Origin of the sequence: Streptomyces sp. NPDC086989 (genome assembly GCF_044745505.1) — a bacterium.
Classification (GTDB): domain Bacteria; phylum Actinomycetota; class Actinomycetes; order Streptomycetales; family Streptomycetaceae; genus Streptomyces.
This window is the reverse complement of sequence record NZ_JBIVAL010000018.1, coordinates 74,019-89,789: the sequence shown is the minus strand read 5'-3', so window position 1 is coordinate 89,789 and position 15,771 is coordinate 74,019. Positions and strand designations below refer to the sequence as shown.

General features: G+C 72.4%; 15 protein-coding genes. 3 read left to right on the top strand and 12 right to left on the bottom strand.

Features of this window, described 5'->3' with window-relative positions; genetic code table 11:
• Positions 1–38 precede the first annotated feature (38 nt).
• Both ACIPK4_RS33525 and ACIPK4_RS33520 read right to left on the bottom strand, forming a co-directional pair.
• Positions 39–1,130, bottom strand: coding sequence for a selina-4(15),7(11)-diene synthase (locus ACIPK4_RS33525; protein ID WP_402319896.1), 1,092 nt, complete (start codon positions 1,128–1,130; stop codon positions 39–41).
• Positions 1,131–1,530: 400 nt separating this feature from the next.
• Positions 1,531–1,899, bottom strand: a complete 369-nt coding sequence (locus ACIPK4_RS33520) for a nuclear transport factor 2 family protein (RefSeq protein ID WP_402319893.1) — start codon at positions 1,897–1,899, stop codon at positions 1,531–1,533.
• A 70-nt stretch (positions 1,900–1,969) separates the two neighbouring features.
• On the opposite strand from ACIPK4_RS33520, the gene ACIPK4_RS33515 reads away from it, so the two are divergent.
• On the top strand, positions 1,970–2,902 hold the full coding sequence (locus ACIPK4_RS33515) for a LysR family transcriptional regulator (RefSeq protein WP_402319890.1): 933 nt from the start codon (positions 1,970–1,972) through the stop codon (positions 2,900–2,902).
• 7 nt (positions 2,903–2,909) lie between these two features.
• Here the strand turns inward: ACIPK4_RS33515 and ACIPK4_RS33510 are convergent, their stop codons facing one another.
• From ACIPK4_RS33510 to ACIPK4_RS33485, 6 genes are all read right to left on the bottom strand, one after another.
• Positions 2,910–3,662, bottom strand: a complete 753-nt coding sequence (locus ACIPK4_RS33510; protein WP_402319887.1) for a hypothetical protein — start codon at positions 3,660–3,662, stop codon at positions 2,910–2,912.
• 115 nt (positions 3,663–3,777) lie between these two features.
• Positions 3,778–4,419, bottom strand: coding sequence for a hypothetical protein (locus tag ACIPK4_RS33505; RefSeq protein ID WP_402319885.1), 642 nt, complete (start codon positions 4,417–4,419; stop codon positions 3,778–3,780).
• Positions 4,420–4,634: 215 nt separating this feature from the next.
• Complete coding sequence (locus tag ACIPK4_RS33500) at positions 4,635–5,228, bottom strand: hypothetical protein (RefSeq protein ID WP_402319882.1); 594 nt, start codon at positions 5,226–5,228, stop codon at positions 4,635–4,637.
• 177 nt (positions 5,229–5,405) lie between these two features.
• Positions 5,406–7,328, bottom strand: coding sequence for a hypothetical protein (locus tag ACIPK4_RS33495; RefSeq protein WP_402319879.1), 1,923 nt, complete (start codon positions 7,326–7,328; stop codon positions 5,406–5,408).
• A gap of 104 nt (positions 7,329–7,432) precedes the next feature.
• The gene (locus ACIPK4_RS33490; RefSeq protein WP_402319876.1) at positions 7,433–9,070 is read right to left on the bottom strand and encodes a poly(3-hydroxybutyrate) depolymerase; all 1,638 of its coding nucleotides are present in this window, start codon (positions 9,068–9,070) and stop codon (positions 7,433–7,435) included.
• Positions 9,071–9,518: 448 nt separating this feature from the next.
• Positions 9,519–9,980, bottom strand: coding sequence for a hypothetical protein (locus ACIPK4_RS33485; protein WP_376196780.1), 462 nt, complete (start codon positions 9,978–9,980; stop codon positions 9,519–9,521).
• A 597-nt stretch (positions 9,981–10,577) separates the two neighbouring features.
• On the opposite strand from ACIPK4_RS33485, the gene ACIPK4_RS33480 reads away from it, so the two are divergent.
• Positions 10,578–11,837 carry an alpha/beta hydrolase family protein gene (locus ACIPK4_RS33480; RefSeq protein ID WP_402319873.1) on the top strand — a complete coding sequence of 420 codons (1,260 nt, stop codon included), beginning with the start codon at positions 10,578–10,580 and terminating at the stop codon, positions 11,835–11,837.
• A gap of 196 nt (positions 11,838–12,033) precedes the next feature.
• Here ACIPK4_RS33480 and ACIPK4_RS33475 read toward each other — a convergent pair whose 3' ends face one another.
• A complete protein-coding gene (locus ACIPK4_RS33475; RefSeq protein WP_402319870.1) occupies positions 12,034–12,483 on the bottom strand; it encodes a hypothetical protein in 450 nt (149 codons plus the stop codon).
• Between the two features lie 145 nt (positions 12,484–12,628).
• Between ACIPK4_RS33475 and ACIPK4_RS33470 the strand changes: the two genes are divergently transcribed.
• Positions 12,629–13,408: a GNAT family N-acetyltransferase gene (locus ACIPK4_RS33470; protein ID WP_402319867.1), complete on the top strand. Its 780-nt coding sequence runs from the start codon at positions 12,629–12,631 to the stop codon at positions 13,406–13,408.
• Positions 13,409–13,493: 85 nt separating this feature from the next.
• Here the strand turns inward: ACIPK4_RS33470 and ACIPK4_RS33465 are convergent, their stop codons facing one another.
• The 3 genes from ACIPK4_RS33465 to ACIPK4_RS33455 all read right to left on the bottom strand — a co-directional run bounded on the left by ACIPK4_RS33465 (position 13,494) and on the right by ACIPK4_RS33455 (position 15,724).
• Positions 13,494–13,862: a hypothetical protein gene (locus ACIPK4_RS33465; protein ID WP_402319864.1), complete on the bottom strand. Its 369-nt coding sequence runs from the start codon at positions 13,860–13,862 to the stop codon at positions 13,494–13,496.
• Positions 13,863–14,014: 152 nt separating this feature from the next.
• Positions 14,015–14,662: a hypothetical protein gene (locus ACIPK4_RS33460; RefSeq protein WP_402319861.1), complete on the bottom strand. Its 648-nt coding sequence runs from the start codon at positions 14,660–14,662 to the stop codon at positions 14,015–14,017.
• A gap of 225 nt (positions 14,663–14,887) precedes the next feature.
• Positions 14,888–15,724 carry a S1 RNA-binding domain-containing protein gene (locus ACIPK4_RS33455; protein WP_402319859.1) on the bottom strand — a complete coding sequence of 279 codons (837 nt, stop codon included), beginning with the start codon at positions 15,722–15,724 and terminating at the stop codon, positions 14,888–14,890.
• Positions 15,725–15,771 lie beyond the last annotated feature (47 nt).

Sequence of the window (15,771 nt, the reverse complement as noted above, 5' to 3'; positions counted from 1 at the left end):
GAGGCGGGCTTCGGCTCGGTGATCCGAGCGATCGCGTGCTACGCGCCCTGCACAGCCATCTCGGGGGAGAGCCGGCCCCCGGAAGACGGAAGGAGCTCCCACCACCAGTCGACGGCAGCTATGCCGAGGGGCTCGTGGCGGGCATCGGTCGGCACGTCGCAGAACGCGGAGGGGTTGCCGGCCGGGCATTCGGGGGAGCTGTACCGGAGGGAGCTGATTCCCCAGTCCTGTGCGCCACGAATGAAACACGCCAGGCTGTCCAGGTACCGGCGAAGCTGTGGACTGCCCTGGCGGGCAAGGGCTGAACTCAGCCGCATGAACAGGCACATCACACGGTCCCTTTGGGAAATCGCGATGCGCAGGGCCTGATCGGCGCTGTGACCCTGCTCCTCCAGCACGCGGAGGGCATTCACGTAATAGTTCAGCCCGTTCCGTTCCTTGTGGTGCGAGAAGATGTCGTTGTCCCAGGTGATGATGAAAGACGCCATTTCGCCGATGGCCCTCACCGGGGTGTGGTCCCGCTCGTGCGGCTGAAGCTCGTAGCCGCCACCCATCTCCAGCATCGGGAAGACGACGGACGTGGCACCCGAATAGAGACGCATCAGCGTGTAATCGTTGAGATCGGGCACCGTTCCCGACCTCCGGTGAGACGCCTCCCAGACGACGGAGAGAAAGTACTCCCTCAACGAGTCCACCCAGCGCGCGGCCTGCCCTGCCGTCCCGTGGCTGCACACGCGGTAACGAAGGTCGCGGAGCCCGGCGGCGAGTGGGTCGTCCAGCAGCATCGGGGCATCCGGATTCTGGGCGACGCGCAGGAGCCGTGAGAGTACGCCGGCCAGCTCTCCCGGACGTTGTCCCAGCTCACCTTCCTCGCAGTGCCCGTCGTCGACGCCGAACAGCCAGAAGACGAAGTCCGCGAGGAGGGAGACCGACGCCTGCCCCGCCGACGGAAGGATCCTCGCCGCGAACGTGCCGATGTCCTGCCTTACGAGCCGTCCCCGCAACTCCTCGGACCCGATGCGAAACGTTTCAGCCCAGGCCGCCGTCTGAACATCGATCTCCGCATGAGCGGGATGGATCTCAGGCTGGATGGGCGAAAATATCGGCGGAATCAGCAGGTCAGGCCCCATCGGCCCCCCTCTCAAAATGGCGCAGGCATACCTGTGCCGGCCCGGGACCGAACCCCGAACCGGACACCGCCCGCACTTCCCAGTGATCGACTATGGCGCATAGTAGGCAGTCTTCCGGATCGATCCAATAGGACAATCTCCCCGCGGTCGGCGCCCGGCCGCAGGCGGGGCGGTCCAGACGGCACGTGACCGCGCCCGGCCGCACGGAACCCACCCGCAGTCGTCGGTGACCACGGCAAGGTGCCGGCCGGCGCTCGGTACCCGTGCTCCGAAGCAGGCAGCTCGGCCGGAAATGCGCATTTCAGCACCCGTCGGGAAACTGCCGCCTTCCGGGAATTCGGACGTCGGACGTCGGACGTCGTACGTCGGAGTACGTCGGATGTCAGACGTCGGAAATGCGTCAGCTCGACTTCGCGAACCCCTCCAGCAGCCCTCGCGGGTCGAAGGTCACCCGGATCCGGACGATCTTCCCGTCCTCCACGTGCATCCAGTTCGCCGTCGGCGCGGGCGGCGCGACGGCGGTGCACAGGTCGAACCAGGTGATCACCTCGTCGCCCTCCGAGACCCGCACCTTCACGTCGATCTTCTCCAGCACCTGCCCGAGGCCCTTCAGCCCGGCCAGGGCCTCCTCCGTCCCGCGCGCCGTTCCCAGCGCCCCGACGAAGTCGACGTCCTCGGCCAGCAGCCCGCGCATCGTCTCGAAGTCGCCCGCCTCCCAGGCGGAGAAGTAGGTCTCGGCAAGCTCGCGTGCGCTCTTCGTCGTCGTCATGCCTCCATCCTCCCCACCGCCGTTCCATCCGTCCAACAGATGAATCCGATTCCAGCTATCATCGGTAGGCATGGAGATGCATCAGCTGCGCTACTTCGCCGCCGTGGTGGACGAAGGCACCTTCACCGGCGCCGCCCAGCGCCTGCACATCAGCCAGTCCGGCATCAGCACCCAGGTGGCGAAGCTGGAACACGAGCTGGGCCAGCGGCTCTTCGACCGCTCCAGCCGGCACGTGCGCCTCACCCCGGCCGGCGAGGCCGTCCTTCCCCTCGCGAAGAACGCGCTCGCCACCCTCGACGCCATCCGGCACACCGCCGCCGAGTTCGCCGACGCCGTCCGCGGCCGCGTCCGGATCGGCATGATCACGGGCTGCTCGATCCCGCCCTTCCTGGACACCCTCGCCGACCTGGGCCGCACCCACCCCGGCATCGAACTCAGCCTGCACGAGGGCGACTCCGGCGACCTGCAGACCCAGGTCCTCTCCGGCTCCCTCGACCTGGCCCTGATCGGCTACGCAGGCCAGGCCGCCACTGGTCTCGAGGCGAGCGTCGTCATCGACGAGCCGATCGCCGCCGTCGTTCCGGCCGGGCACCCCCTCGACCGGGCGGAACTGACCCTCACCGCCCTCCGGGGCGAGAAGATCCTCTGCCTGCCCCGGGGCACCGGCATCCGCGCCGCCTACGAGGACTCCTGCCGCCGGCTCGGCCTCGACCCGCACGTGGACCTGGACGCCAGCTCCCCCGTCGCCCTGCTCCGCCTCGCCGAGCGCGGCGCGGGCGTCGCCGTCCTCAGCGCCTCCTCCGCGCAGGGCGCCGGCCTGCGGGCCGTCCCGCTCACCGACGCCGCCACGCACGCCCGACTCGGCCTCGTCACCCGCCCCGACGAGCACTCCCCGGCCGTACGCCTCCTGCACACCCGTCTCCTGGCCGCGCTGCGATCGGCCCAGCCGGCGTCCGACGGATCAGGCGGACCGCACCGCCCCGACCCGACAGACCCGCTGTAGCCCCGCTCTAGACCCGACGGATCAGGGCGGCCATCGCGGCGAGGTCCGCTTCCGACCTGGGGATCGGAGCCTTCGGCCAGAGCAGTTCGTACTCGGCCTGGATGCGGAAGACATCAGCGGCGAAGGACCGTACGACCGCATCCGCATCCGCATCCGCATCCGCATCCGCATCCGCGACCGTGCCCCGCTCCGCGTGCTCGATGAGCCGCTCGCAGGCCTCCACGGCGCCCTCGCAGTCCTCGTCGAACTCGAACAGCGCACAGAGCGCGCCGAGGGCGTGTTCACGCGAGGTCAGATGGCCCATTCCGCAGTCGAGTCCGTCGTCACCGAGGTCGTCGGGGTACGGCGCGCGGTGCCAGGAACCGCCCTCGGACCAGTAGACGCACTCGACCCTGCCCAGCCCCGCGACATCGTTGCGCAGCTCATGGCGCACCCAGTCGGGCGCCCCGTCGAGGAGGTCGATCGGCGGCTCGTACCGCCCGACCCTGCCGGAATCGTCCTGCCCGAAGAGAACCGCCCTGCCGCCACCGGCCCGGACCAACGCCCACCGGCTGCACGCGCCGTCGTCGAAGCGCAACCGGCTGCCGCCGTGGCTGCCGTGGCCGCCGTCACCGTCGCTTTCGTCGAGCCAGTAGCCGTGCCGGAAGCGCTCGTTCTCCTCCTCGGCGTCCCAGGTCGCCACGGCGAACGCCGTCCAGCGCGCCCACAACACGCCCGCCTCCGGAAGGTCCTGCGGCCGCCCCGGACGATGAGCCCTCATGCCCCCACCCCTCACTCCCAGCTCTTGCATCCGGCCACAGACGCTATGCGGCCCGCTGCTCGGCTCCCGCACCCGATCGGTGACGGCCCCCCCGACTCCTTCGCGCTGCTCCGGGTCAGGCGCGGCGGAACCAGCGGCGCCGAGGGGCGGCCGGCGGGCCGAACGACGGGAGGGCCTTGAAACCCTCCTCCAGCGCCACCGTGGGCACGATCCGCCGCAGCGCGCCGCGGACGAGCGTCAGCGGGTGGTCCGGGAACTGCGCGTCCCACTCCTCGAAGTCGGCGACGTGGTACGGCAGCCCACCCTGGACGTCCGGCCCGTACGGGTGCGGGCGGAAGTAGTTCTCGTGGCCCACCCGGGCGCCGACGAGGGCCTCGCGCATCCCGGTCGTGCCGCGCTCGGCCGCCTGCACCTTGATCACGGTGCTGCAGCTCGCCCTCGGCACGGTCCAGGAGGCGAGGAAGACCAGTCCGTGTTCGGTGTTCGGCCGCCGGATCTTGACCAGTTGACGGACGGCCGGGACGGAGTCCACCTCGCCCGGTACGGCCTCGATCAGACCCCCGCCCGCCCGGGCGACGGACCGGGCGAGGCCGTGCCGCAGCCGGTCGGTCTCGTGCAGCGGCGCCGGCAGGTCCGGCACCAGCGGAAAGAAGTGGACCGACAACACGAGACCCTGCTCGTCGGTCCAGACCCCCTGCTCGCGCTCGGTGAAGCCGGTGAGGTCCATGTCCGTGATCGGTGTCGATGTCAGTGCCATGGCGACCATGATGCGGATCCCCACCCGGGCCGGCCCAGGCGGGGCCCGTCAGCACGGCAGCGCCGTCCGTACGGCCCGCACGGCGGCCGCGCCAAGTCCCGCTCCTAAGCCGGGCAGGCCCGTCCCGCCTCTGCTCGTACCATCGTCCCCCGGCAGGTAGTTCAGAAGCCGTCGGATCCGGTTTCTCCCGCATGCACTGCATGCTGTGCGCGCCGTCAGTCCTGTTCCCAAGGCGTGGGATCCGGGCGGCGCCGCCACCACCGGCCGCCGACCGGGGTCCGGGCTGCGGACTCGCCCGTCAGTTCCCTGCGCAGGCCTCCGGACGGGTCGGCCTCCGTTGCTGCGGCAAACCGCCGATCCAATTCCTCCAGCACCTCGCCAAGCAGCTCGGAGACCTCACGCGGGAGGCGGGCGCCGATGCCGGAGAGTTCGTCACGGGCCTCCAGCCTCTCTCGGTAGAGGGCGGCTGGATACCAGCCTGTTGGAGCCCACCCTGACTCCATCTCCCGGATCACCCGCTCCCACACGACGAGGTTGCTCTTCGCGGACCGGAGGGCGCTGCTGACGTCATCGTCGGGGGAAGGTCTCACAAGGTCCGAGGCGGCCCGCCTCCTCTTCTCCACCGATGCCGCGAAGGCATGGGCCAGGGGGGTGTCACGCCTCTGTTCCCTTACGATCTCGGCGAATCTCGTGACAGCTGCCCGGGGCAGGTGAGGCACCGGCGCCTCGACGGCAGTGACCGAGTAGAGCGGCGGCTCGTCGTCGGAAGGTTCGAGCCGGGCACGGGTGAGGAGACCTTCCGGCGTCACGACCCAGTAGGCACTCGGGGGTGCTTCCTCGGCAGGGAAGAGGACCGCCGTTCCGGCGGCCTTCGCGAACCCTGCGGCGAGCTCGGACTCCAGGGGCTGATCAGCCGTCTCGCCCTGCGCGTAGATGTCCAGCGACCGCGCGACATCACCGCCATGCGTTCGGCTGGGGGGAGAAGGTCAGGCCGACTCCCGAGGCCGGCCGGCTTCGAGCAATCGCCGGGCCGACGCGCGCAGTTCGGCGTCCGGGTGGCCGGTGCCGGAATGCGGTGCGTCGCTGAGCAGGCGGCGCGGGGAGGAGGCGAGGGTGTGGAGGACGGGGCGGACCTCCTCCGGGGCGCGGCCGACGGCGGCGAGCGCCTCGAGCGCGCGCAGGCCCACCGGCGTGGGGCCGACCAGCTCGGCGAGGACTTGGACGCTGCGGTCCGCTGAGCCGGATATCCGGTGCAGGGCTTCGGCCGCCGCCAGCCGGGTCCACGCGTCCCCGGACCCCAGGTGCCGCTCGACGAGTGGCAGCAGGGGCGCGGCGGCGTCGCCCATCGGTGCCAGGGAGCCCAGGTACCAGGAGGCCTGGCCCCCACCGGTGAGCAGCTCCTCGAAGGTGCGCAGAGCGGGCCCGGGGTCCCCGGTTAGCCGGCAGTGGGCCGCCGCCGCGGCGGCACGCAGCGAGGCGTCGGAGGAGCCGGTGGCTTCGTGCAGTACGTCGGTGACCTCGCGCGTCGCGACGCCGTCCGCTCCCAGCCGGCGGGCGGCGACGATGGCCGCGCGGCGGGTGCGCAGGCAGCCGACCAGCTCCGGCCGGGCCTGGCGGGCGGTGGTGCCGAACTCGGCGAGGGCGCCGACCAGGGCGATGGCCTCGTTGCCGGTGGCGCCGGCCGCCAGCAGGCGGCGGATCTCGGGTACCAGCCGGTCGGCGGCCTCGGGGAAGGCGCGCGCCGCCGCGGCGAGCAGCCGCCCCGCCACGCCGACCCCGGCGGCGGGCCCGGCGGCGGTGCGGCGCAGTACGAGTTCCAGTGCGCGGGGGTCGCGGGAGGGCACCAGCGCCAGGAGGGCGGGCGCGGCGGTCTCGCCGTCGGTGTCCGCGTACCGGAAGAGGGTGTCGCGCAGTCCCGCGTCCGGCTCCGGGAGGTGGTCGATCCAGTGGCCGATGGTGCGCAGGCGGGCGTTGAGTTCCGTGGCGGTCCGCTGATGGGGCAGGGCCGCCGCCATGAGGGCCACGACCGCCGGTTCCCGGTCCCGCCAGGTTTCGGCGACCCCCTCGGCCAGCCAGGATCCCCGTGCGCCCAGGTCTCCGGCCCCGATCCAGCGGGCGGCCACGGCGAGCGCGGCATCCGGGTCTTCGGTGAGCAGGTCCCGCAGGTGATCGTCCGGGCCGTTGGTGTCCGTGCCCGGCCAGGGGAACGCGTCCTCGCCCGGGTCGGGGTCGGCGCCGTCCTCGGCGATCACGTCCACCAGGCCGGCCGGGTAGGGCGGTCCGGACCGGGCGAGGGCGAGAGCGGCGGCCGCCAGTCTGACCTCGGGCAGCGGGCTGTCGAGTGCCGCCTGCTCCTCCTGCCCGTACCGGGACAGGGCCACCAGGGCGTCCGCCCGTACCGCCGCAACGGGGTCACCGGCGTACACCTCCGCGACCCGCGCCACGGCCGTGGCCCGCTGCTGCGCCGTGAGCTGTCCGGCCGGGGCCGCGACCACCCGCAGCGCCGCCCGGCGCACGGCTCGGTCGGGGTCACCGAGGCACGGCAGCAGCTCCGGGAGGACCCGGGCCAGTTCGGCGCAGATCGCGGCGACCGGGGTGTCCGCCCAGTGCGGCAGTGCGACGTCCGCCGGGTCGTGGTCGGCGAGCACGGCGAGCAGCATCAGGAGTTCGTCGCGCTTGGCGGGTGCGTGCCGCGCGGCGTGGGCGAGGAACGGCACGGCGGGCGCCGACGCGGCGTAGACCGTCCCCTGGTGGTGGATGGTGCCGTACAGCTCGTAGAGGGCCTCGCTGACCGTCTCCTCGTCGTCCTCGTAGAGCGCCGCGATCAGCTCGGGTACGTCCTCGGCGGAGCCGTACGCGTGGGTCAGGGTGTGCCACTGGACGCGGTCCAGCTCGGCCGGCGCTCGCATGGGTCGTTCTCCTCCGCGGATCAGGTGTGCCGACCGTACCGGCCGCCGCTGACAGGGGCCCCGCAGGGGCCCGGTCGGGTCGGGTCCGGGCCGGTGGACCTGAGCTAGCGGTACTCCACCGTGAGGGCGGGGCGGGGTGAGGTGGCCAGGAAGACGTACGCGGTCGACGGTTGCGGGGAGGCGAAGCGGAGCCGGAGCTGGATGGTGGTGGGGCGATCGGGCGCGGACAGGGCGGACAGGGCGGCGGGGGACAGGTCCGTGGAACTCCGGGTGCCGGAGGAGAACGCCGGCAGCTCGGCGACGGCGGGGACGGACGCGGGGGCGGACCAGTCGCCCGCTTCGGTGGTGCAGGAGGCGCCGAAGCAGCCCGTACGGAGGTCCAGCAGGAGGCGGTTGCCGGCCGGGGAGGCCCACGGGTCGCCGGAGCCGCCGGCGCGGGTGACCGTCAGGTACGCCCGGGCCACCTCCTTCCCGGCGGGGATGCGGGAGGTGTCGAACGAGAGCAGCGTGCGGTTGTCCTTGGCGTCGCCGCCGCGGCCGAGGGCCAGGCCCGAAAAGGCCTCCAGGGTGCCCACCTCCGCACCGGAGCCGTCGGGGGCGGCCTTCACGTAGCCGTCCTGGTCGTCGAGGGAGGGGAGGGTGAGGGTGGTCGTCGGGGCCGGCGGCTCCGTACCGCCGCCGCCCGCGCCGCCGAGGGCGCGGACCATGTTCATGATGGCCTCGATCTGCTTGCCGCCGTGCCGGGCGTACGCGGAGTCGCCGAGGTACCCCCACCAGTTCCAGCACCCGTTGGGGTTGTCGGGGGTGGCGGTCGGTGCGGCCTGCGGATAGAGGACGAGCAGGTGGTTGGTGTCCGCGTACTCGTCGAGGTGGGCGGTCTCCATGAACCGCGTGCCGAAGCCCTGGTACGAGTACCCCTGCTTGCAGCCGTGCAGGGCGACGAGCAGGCGGCAGGGGGTGGCGCCGTCGGCGCAGGCGGCCGGCTCGTAGAGGAAGCCGCTGTCGTCCATGGAGACGGCGGACGCGGAGCCGCCGGGGACGTGGCGGTTCTGGTCGAAGCGCACGAGCGTGCCGGTGGGGGCCGGGGCGGGGTCGTTCACCGGCCCGGTGAGGTGGCCGAGCAGGTCGCGCTCGGCGTCGATGCCGCAGGCGTTGACGTACGGGCTCCGGGTGACGGTGCACGGGTTCGGCCCGAGGGGGCTGATCCACGCGTGTCCGGCGCCGGTCGTGTCGTCGTAGCGCACGCGCGCGCCGAAGCGGCCGTAGTACGAGGCCAGGGCGTCGGCCACGGGCCGCTCCACGGTCGCGTCCCCCGACCCGCTGAAGAGGTAGACGGGGTCGCCGGACAGGTTGGCGACGGGGTCGACCAGCCCTTGGGCGGACCAGTCGCGGGTGGTGCGTTCGAGGGCGTCCAGCCGCAGGTCCTGGTACGTCTTCATGCACGCGTACTGGGCGCGGTAGAGGTCGCCCTGTGCGCAGCCGTACGGTCCGGCCGCGAAGACGGCGGATCCGGCGAACGTGCCGGAGTACGCCACGTGGAGCTGCGTCGCCATGTAGCCGCCGGAGGAGACCCCGGCGGTGTAGGCGGCACTGATGGGGTGCGGTTTCAGCTCGCCGGGGGTGGGGGCCGACGCCGCGGCACGGGCTGCGGCCGCGGTCGGGACCTGGGCCGCAGCCGCGGCGGTGAGCAGCAGCATCACAGCCGTCCGGCGCAGCCACGGGAAGCGGGGCTTGTGCTTCACGGGGGCCTCCTCGGTGGGTGGGGATTTCCCGGGAGGCTAGGACCGCCCGTGACCGCCCGCCATGTGCGGGGCGGCCACAAGGGGAGGGGCGGGTATGGGTGTTCGGGCACGGGTGGTGAAGGCGGTCCGGGCGCCGCGGTCCTCCGCGAGTGACCGGGCGCGGGGTCACCGCCCGCCCGCGGCGCAGCAGGCCGTGGGCAGGCGACTGCGCGGTCCGGCAACCCCGTCCGTGCCGGTAAGCCGGTCCGTGCCGGTAACCCGGTCCGTGCCGGCAACCCGGTCCGTGCTGGCAACCCCGGCCGTCCCGGCAACCCGGTCCGGCCCGGTAGCCCCGGCCGCCCCGGCAACCCCGGCCGTCCGCAACGGGCCGGGTGGGACGGCCCGGACGGTAGGCCTGGGCTTAGTGGGAGCCACCCGGTTGCGGACCGGTTGCGGGCCCCTCGTGGTCCTATCCGCTGCGGGTGGCGAGGTACAGGTACACGAACAGGCCCGTGATGCCCAGGAGGACCGCCCAGGAGGCGGCGCCCGTGTGACGTCCGGTCCGGCGGGCGTCACGCCGGCCGCGCACACGTCGGCGGCCGGCTCCGGCGGGGTGTCCGCCGCGCTGCCGGGGGACGGCCGGGGCCGCGGTCTCGGCGAGGAGGCGGCGGCACAGGGCCGCGAGGCCGGGCGTGCCCGAGGCCGGGTCCGCCACGGCCTCGCATCGGGCCGGTGCCGTGGTCCCGCCGGGCAGGATCCGGCCGGCCCGGACGAGCAGTTCGCCGTCGACGCCCGTCGGGGCCAGGCTGATCCACCGCCCGACGTGGTCCCCGCGGATGACCACCCCGCCCGATCTCTCCCGGTACACGGTGTGCTCCCGCCACAACAGAACGGCCAGTTCCGCCGCGGTCTCCCTCAGCCGTGCGCTCATGTCTCCCCACCCCCGGCACTGCACGAACAATCGAACGGCACTGTAACCGTGGGCGCTGACAGCCCCGTCGCGGGCGGCTCGGCCCGGCCCGGGGAAGGCGCGCGAGGCGCGTCAGGTGCGCTTCTCCGCGGCCAGCCGCGCGTCCCACTCGACGGCGTTGACCTGAAGCACTGCGCCCATCGGCCTCTCGCCCGGACCGTCGTAGAACCAGCGCTTGCCCGAGGGTGCCTTTCCGTAGGTGAGCCGGTCGTATCCGGCGGCCTCCGTACTGGTGAGGGCCGCCCCGGCGGCGGGCGGCTCTCCCTACATGCGACAGCGGGCCGCCGAGCAGGAGCTTCGCAGCCGTGACGCGGCCCTGGACGCGCTGCTCAGGGCGTACCGACCGCCCGAGCCGCCGCGCGAGCCGCCGCGCGAACCGCGCTCCGGCCGGCCGGAGAGCATCTGCATCACGACCCGCCCTCGTGACCAGACCGCATCAGCCCCAGGGCGTACACCCGTGGACCGATGCTGCCCGACAGGCACACGTGACAGCGTTCCACTGTGCCCACGGAGTATCCGTCGCGGCACGGTTGACGATCCGTCACCACGGGAGGGCCCATGACCACCACGCCGTTCATCAGCCGGAAGGGCATCACGCGCCGCGGCATGCTGGGAGCCGCGCTGGCCGCCGGCGCCGCCGTGCCGCTCGCCGTCACTGCCGGTCCTGCGTGGGCCCATCCCGCCGCCCCGGCCGCGTCGCCCGCCCCCGCCGCGCCCGCGCCGGCCCCCGCCCCCACCGCGACGAGGCTCATGCTGCCCGCGCCGACCGGGCCGCACCCGGTGGGCACGGTCCAGCTGCACCTCGTCGACCGGTCACGTCCGGACGACATCGCGGGCCCCGGGCACTTCCGCGAGCTGATGGCCACCGTCTGGTACCCCGCCCGCGACGTCGGGCGGTACCCGGTGGCGCCCTGGATGCCGGCCGGCGCGTTCCAGGCGTTCCTCGCCGACGTCGGATTCAGCGATCTGGCCTCCCTGGGTCCGCTCACCGCTGGCCACGTGGGCGCTCCGGTGCTGCGAACGGGCCGACGGCTGCCCGTCGTCGTCTTCTCCCACGGCGCGCGCAGCCACCAGGGCGACCACACCGTCATGGTCCAGGAACTCGCCAGCCACGGGTACGCGGCCGTGACGGTGGCCCACCAGTACGACACGTACACCGAGTACCCCGACGGCCGGATCGCCGTCCCGCTCCGCGACCGGCAGGGGCCGACGCTGCCCGGGGACTTCGCCGCCGACCTGCGCTTCGTCCTCGACTGCGTCGAGCAGCTCGCCGCCGGACGCAACCCCGACGTCGACTGCAGGGAGCTGCCGGCCGGGCTGCTCGGCTCCCTCGACCCGCGGCGCATGGGTGCGTTCGGCTGGTCGAAGGGCGGAACGGCCACCGCCTGCGCCACGCTCGCCGACGAGCGCATCCGGGCCGGGCTCAGCCTCGACGGCCCGATGCAGATGAACCCGCCACTGGCCGGCGACTTGGACCGGCCGTTCATGATGATGTCCGCCGCGTTCACCCGGGCCACGGACCCCGAGGCCGCCGCGTTCTGGTCGCACCTGCGGGGCTGGCGGCTGGACATCCGGGCCCAGGGCGCCGTCCACATCTCGTACGGCGACAACGAGGCGCTGTTCCCCCAGGTGGCGAAGGTGTACGGATGGAGCGCGCAGCAGCTCCGGGACGTGATCGGCACCCTCGATCCCGACCAGGCGGTGAAGATCCAGCAGGCGTACCCGCTCGCGTTCTTCGACGAGCACCTGCGCCACCGCCGGGGCCACCTGCTCGACGGCCCGTCCCCGGCCTTCCCGGCAGTGAAGTTCCTCCCCTGACCACCCGGGACCACGGGATCACGGGAACCACAGGGACCACGGGGACGACAGGGACGGCGGGATCACGAGGACCACGGCACCACGGGGACCACGGCACCACCTGCGAAGGCGCCACCTGAGGAGGACCCGCCGGCCTCGGTCGTTCCGGGCCGGGGCGGCCCCGGCACGTGCAAGTGCTCCATCCGGGGTTCGGCTGTCACCCCGCCGAGAGCCGGACTTCCGGTAGATAACCGCTCGGAGACCGGGCGGGCTCCGCCTTCACCCCGGCTGGCGGGCCCGGTTGCAGAGCGGCCAACACCTCGGCGGCCGGATACCCAAACAGGTCGATGCCGTGCAGAACCACCGGTACGGCGGAAGGCCCGGTCGGCCCCGTCGGACCCGACCGGGACCGGCACAGGTGCACGGCCGCGAGACCGGGGACGTCGCGGCCGGTCCGGCCGAAGCGGTCCGTGCAGTCCCCGTACGCGAGCAGTTCCAATCCCTCGTAGCGGGCCGTGAACGCCCAGCCGGTCTGACAGATCCAGGTCTCGCGCACATCCGCCAGTGTCGATACGGCCCACTGGGACTCCCGCTCGGACATGCCGAAGCGCAGCACGCCGGCACGGTGCGGCAGAGCGAGGCCCGTTCCGGGCAGCACGTCGAACACTCCTCGATGATGGCGGGGTGCGTCCGCCGGATCAACGCGGCGAGAGGCCGACGGCCGCAGTCGTCCCGCCCCGTATACCGCAGCCGGCGATGTCCCTCGTCGATACGCGGCTCGACAGCCTGCCCCGACTGGCAGGATCGACGCCATGCCGATCGATCTGTTGGTCGCCAGGGCCCGCGGGCTCTGGGAGGACCTGGCCCGCGTACCGGTGTCGTTCGCACCGCCGGGCGGTGTGAACGTGGTGGTCTCCCCGAAATCCGGGCTGTGCCCGCCCGGCTGGGTGGGAGTGGTGGCCCTGGGTGGATCGGCGGTCGTGACCGCACCGAGTGACGGCGCCGCCGCGGTCGTTCGTGACGTACTGGGAGAACTGTCGCTGCAGGCCCTCAGGGACGGTGCCCGGGGCAGCGCTCTGATCCGCGAGGCCTTTGCGGTCTCGCGGATGCTCGGGCCGGCGACGCTGTCCTACGCATCCCCGGCGGGTTTCCGGCCGGCGGGAGCCGACGCGCCCGCGGTGCAGCAGCTGCCGGCCGCCCATCCGGATGTGCGGAGCCTGGAGCAGGCGGCCGGCCAGGAGGACGCCGGTGAGGCCGCTCTGGACGAGATCACCTCGCCCGCCTTCGTCGTCCGCGCGCAGGGCCGGGTGGTTTCCGTCGCGGGATACCAGATGTGGCCACGGCGAACGGCCCACATCAGCGTCCTGACGGCGCTGGAAGTCCGAGGGCGCGGACTCGCGCGGGTGACGGCCTCGGCGGCGGTCTCCCACGCACTCGCGGCCGGGCTGCTGCCGCAGTGGCGTGCACGCCCTGCCGCCTCCCGCCGCGTCGCCGCCGCGTTGGGCTTCGAGGAGCTGGGCTTCCAGCTCAGCTTCGAGATCGCCACGAGTGGCGCCGGGGCACTGGACGGGGCGCGGCATCTCCTCCTATAGGCGGGGGAGTGGCGGTGAGGAAGGTCGGCAGACTCAGACTCTTGTCCGCGGACAGAAATTTGGGGCCGCCGCGGGGAGTGCCGCCTCAGCCGTGACGCGTTAGCCAGGACAGGGGGGACAGGGGGACCCAAAGCGCGTCGTACTCGGCAAGCACTGCCCGGAGTTCGCGGGCGCTGCGAGGTGTCATGGCCAGGAGCACGCGGTCGAGGAGCGCCCGGCCTTCCAGGGGATTGCCGCAGCAGTACCAGTGCACGTCGCCCCACTCGCACTCGTCCCACAGTCGGTTCCCGGGGCCGCGTACGTACTGCTTCCAGCGGTCCAGGGCCAGGATGACGTCTCCTGGCTCCAGGTGGTTCCGGCTGTGTTCGAGGCGGGCGACCTCCGCCACCGCCCGCCCGGAGAGACCGTCGATGCCCGGCCTCGATGCATGGGTCCGGCGCTGCGGTGGGAACACAGCACGCAGGTGTCCCGGCCGTCTACGCGGCATGGACCTTTCTGGTCGTCGTCATGCGGCACATGCTGCCATGCGGACCGGAACGAGGGGCGGGATTTCATCCGTGGATCATCCGTGGACCATCCACGGAAGGAAGACGGGCGGGGCGACGGCTACGGTGAGCCGTTCGTCAGCAGCAGGTAGAACACCGGCCCGCAGTGGAAGAGCGCGGCGGTGTCGCTCACGGACCCGTCGAAGTAGGCGGGGTGGAGCGGGGGCTCGTCCGTGTAGTACTCCGTCGAGCGCAGGAAGTCGGGCTCCACGGAGGCGAACTGCCACCCCTGCCCGGCGGCCCGACCACCGCTCCCCGCCGGACCCAGCACCTCGCGAAGGAAGCCCCCGACGATCCCGGCAGCCTCGTCCACCGGCAGCCGATGCCTGTACGGGGACGGCGCCTCGGTCAGCATCCAGTGCAGCCGCTCGATGAACTCCTCCTCCCGGAGGGCAGTGACTGTTGCGCGGCATCCTTCGCGCAGCAGTCCGACCCGGGCGCCATCGCCTGCGGGATTCCCGATCTCGTCCGGATCGTCGAGGAAGTCGCTGAGGTTGTACCACTCACGCTGTCGGTCGGCTGCGCGCATCATCCGCTCGAACAGGTCGCTCCGCAGGTACGCGTCCAGCAGCCCCTGCCGGTTGTCGACGGTCAGCGGCCGGCCGGCGTCGGCCTTCAGCAGCAAGGTGTTGCTGTTCATCACCACGTCGACAGCCGACAGAAACCGGTCGATCGCGCCCCGTTCCACCTCGGCCGACAACGACTGCACCGTCCCCCCGCCCCCCATCTCCCAGTCTCCCCATCCCGCAGGCCGCCGGCCCCACCATCGGCTGGTCGCGTCCGGTCATCCTGACGGATACCCCGAACATTGCAGCCGCAATTACCGCGACGCTGGCCGGGACTTCCGTCCGCGGCCAGGAGCCGGTCCTCCCGAAGACCGCACCGTGAGGCGGCAACGTCGCCGCGCATCCCGGAGCGGAGTCCGACGAAGGGCTCAGCGGACGTCTGGGGGAGCGACTCGACCTCGAGACAGGGACACCTTGCGCCACTGTCGGTCGACTTCGATGACGACGACCGAGACCTCCTCGCCGACCTGGACGGCCTCCTCCGGATCATCCACTGCCGGCGACGCCAGCTCATGAAGCGGGACCAGACCCTCAATACCGTCCGCGACCTGAACGAAAGCGCCGATCGGGACCAGCTTGATGACTTGTCCACGCAGGGTCTCACCCACCGAGTGGCTGTCCGCGAAAGTCTGGAACGGGTCGGGCTGAGTCTCTCGCAGGGACAGCCTGGCTTCCCCGTTCCACGTATCGAAGTAGAGGAACGCGCACGAGACGCGTTCCCCGACCTTGACGACGTCCGCAATCGCGTCGAAACGCCGCCAGGACAACTCGGGGATCGAGATGAATCCGACGCCCGGGAAGACCGGATGCTCGGGGCCCTCATCCAGCGCCACGAACACGCCGAACGGCTCGATGGCAGCGACTGTCCCGGAGAGCATCTCGCCCGGGCGAAGGGGTTGCAGGAACGCCCAGAGTTCAGGATTCTCGGCGGCGGCCAACGACAACCAGGCGATGCCCTCCTCCAGATCGACGCAGGTCACCTCACCCGTGATGCTCTGACCAGCCTGCAGAGGACTCGCCGGGTACGGCCGCCATGACATCTCCAAGGGGCCGACCATCCCCAGCGGGCGCGCCGGGAACCCGTCCAGGGTCACCGCCAGCCCTCGCGACCGGGTGACCTCTGTAACCGTCCCGCGGCAGAGGTCACCGACGCGGATCGATGCCAAAAACTCCCTTGCAGCGCGATCGTCCAGTTCAGCACCCATGCCGCTCAGCCTCTCACGGAGCCGTGCGCCGGCCCTGAGGCCGACGG

Bases quoted from the DNA above. Each gene is read 5' to 3' on its own strand.
- ACIPK4_RS33525 (WP_402319896.1), bottom strand. From the start codon at position 1,130: ATGGGGCCTGACCTGCTGATTCCGCCGATATTTTCGCCCATCCAGCCT.
- ACIPK4_RS33520 (WP_402319893.1), bottom strand. From the start codon at position 1,899: ATGACGACGACGAAGAGCGCACGCGAGCTTGCCGAGACCTACTTCTCC.
- ACIPK4_RS33515 (WP_402319890.1), top strand. From the start codon at position 1,970: ATGGAGATGCATCAGCTGCGCTACTTCGCCGCCGTGGTGGACGAAGGC.
- ACIPK4_RS33510 (WP_402319887.1), bottom strand. From the start codon at position 3,662: ATGAGGGCTCATCGTCCGGGGCGGCCGCAGGACCTTCCGGAGGCGGGC.
- ACIPK4_RS33505 (WP_402319885.1), bottom strand. From the start codon at position 4,419: ATGGCACTGACATCGACACCGATCACGGACATGGACCTCACCGGCTTC.
- ACIPK4_RS33495 (WP_402319879.1), bottom strand. From the start codon at position 7,328: ATGCGAGCGCCGGCCGAGCTGGACCGCGTCCAGTGGCACACCCTGACC.
- ACIPK4_RS33485 (WP_376196780.1), bottom strand. From the start codon at position 9,980: ATGAGCGCACGGCTGAGGGAGACCGCGGCGGAACTGGCCGTTCTGTTG.
- ACIPK4_RS33480 (WP_402319873.1), top strand. From the start codon at position 10,578: ATGACCACCACGCCGTTCATCAGCCGGAAGGGCATCACGCGCCGCGGC.
- ACIPK4_RS33470 (WP_402319867.1), top strand. From the start codon at position 12,629: ATGCCGATCGATCTGTTGGTCGCCAGGGCCCGCGGGCTCTGGGAGGAC.
- ACIPK4_RS33455 (WP_402319859.1), bottom strand. From the start codon at position 15,724: ATGGGTGCTGAACTGGACGATCGCGCTGCAAGGGAGTTTTTGGCATCG.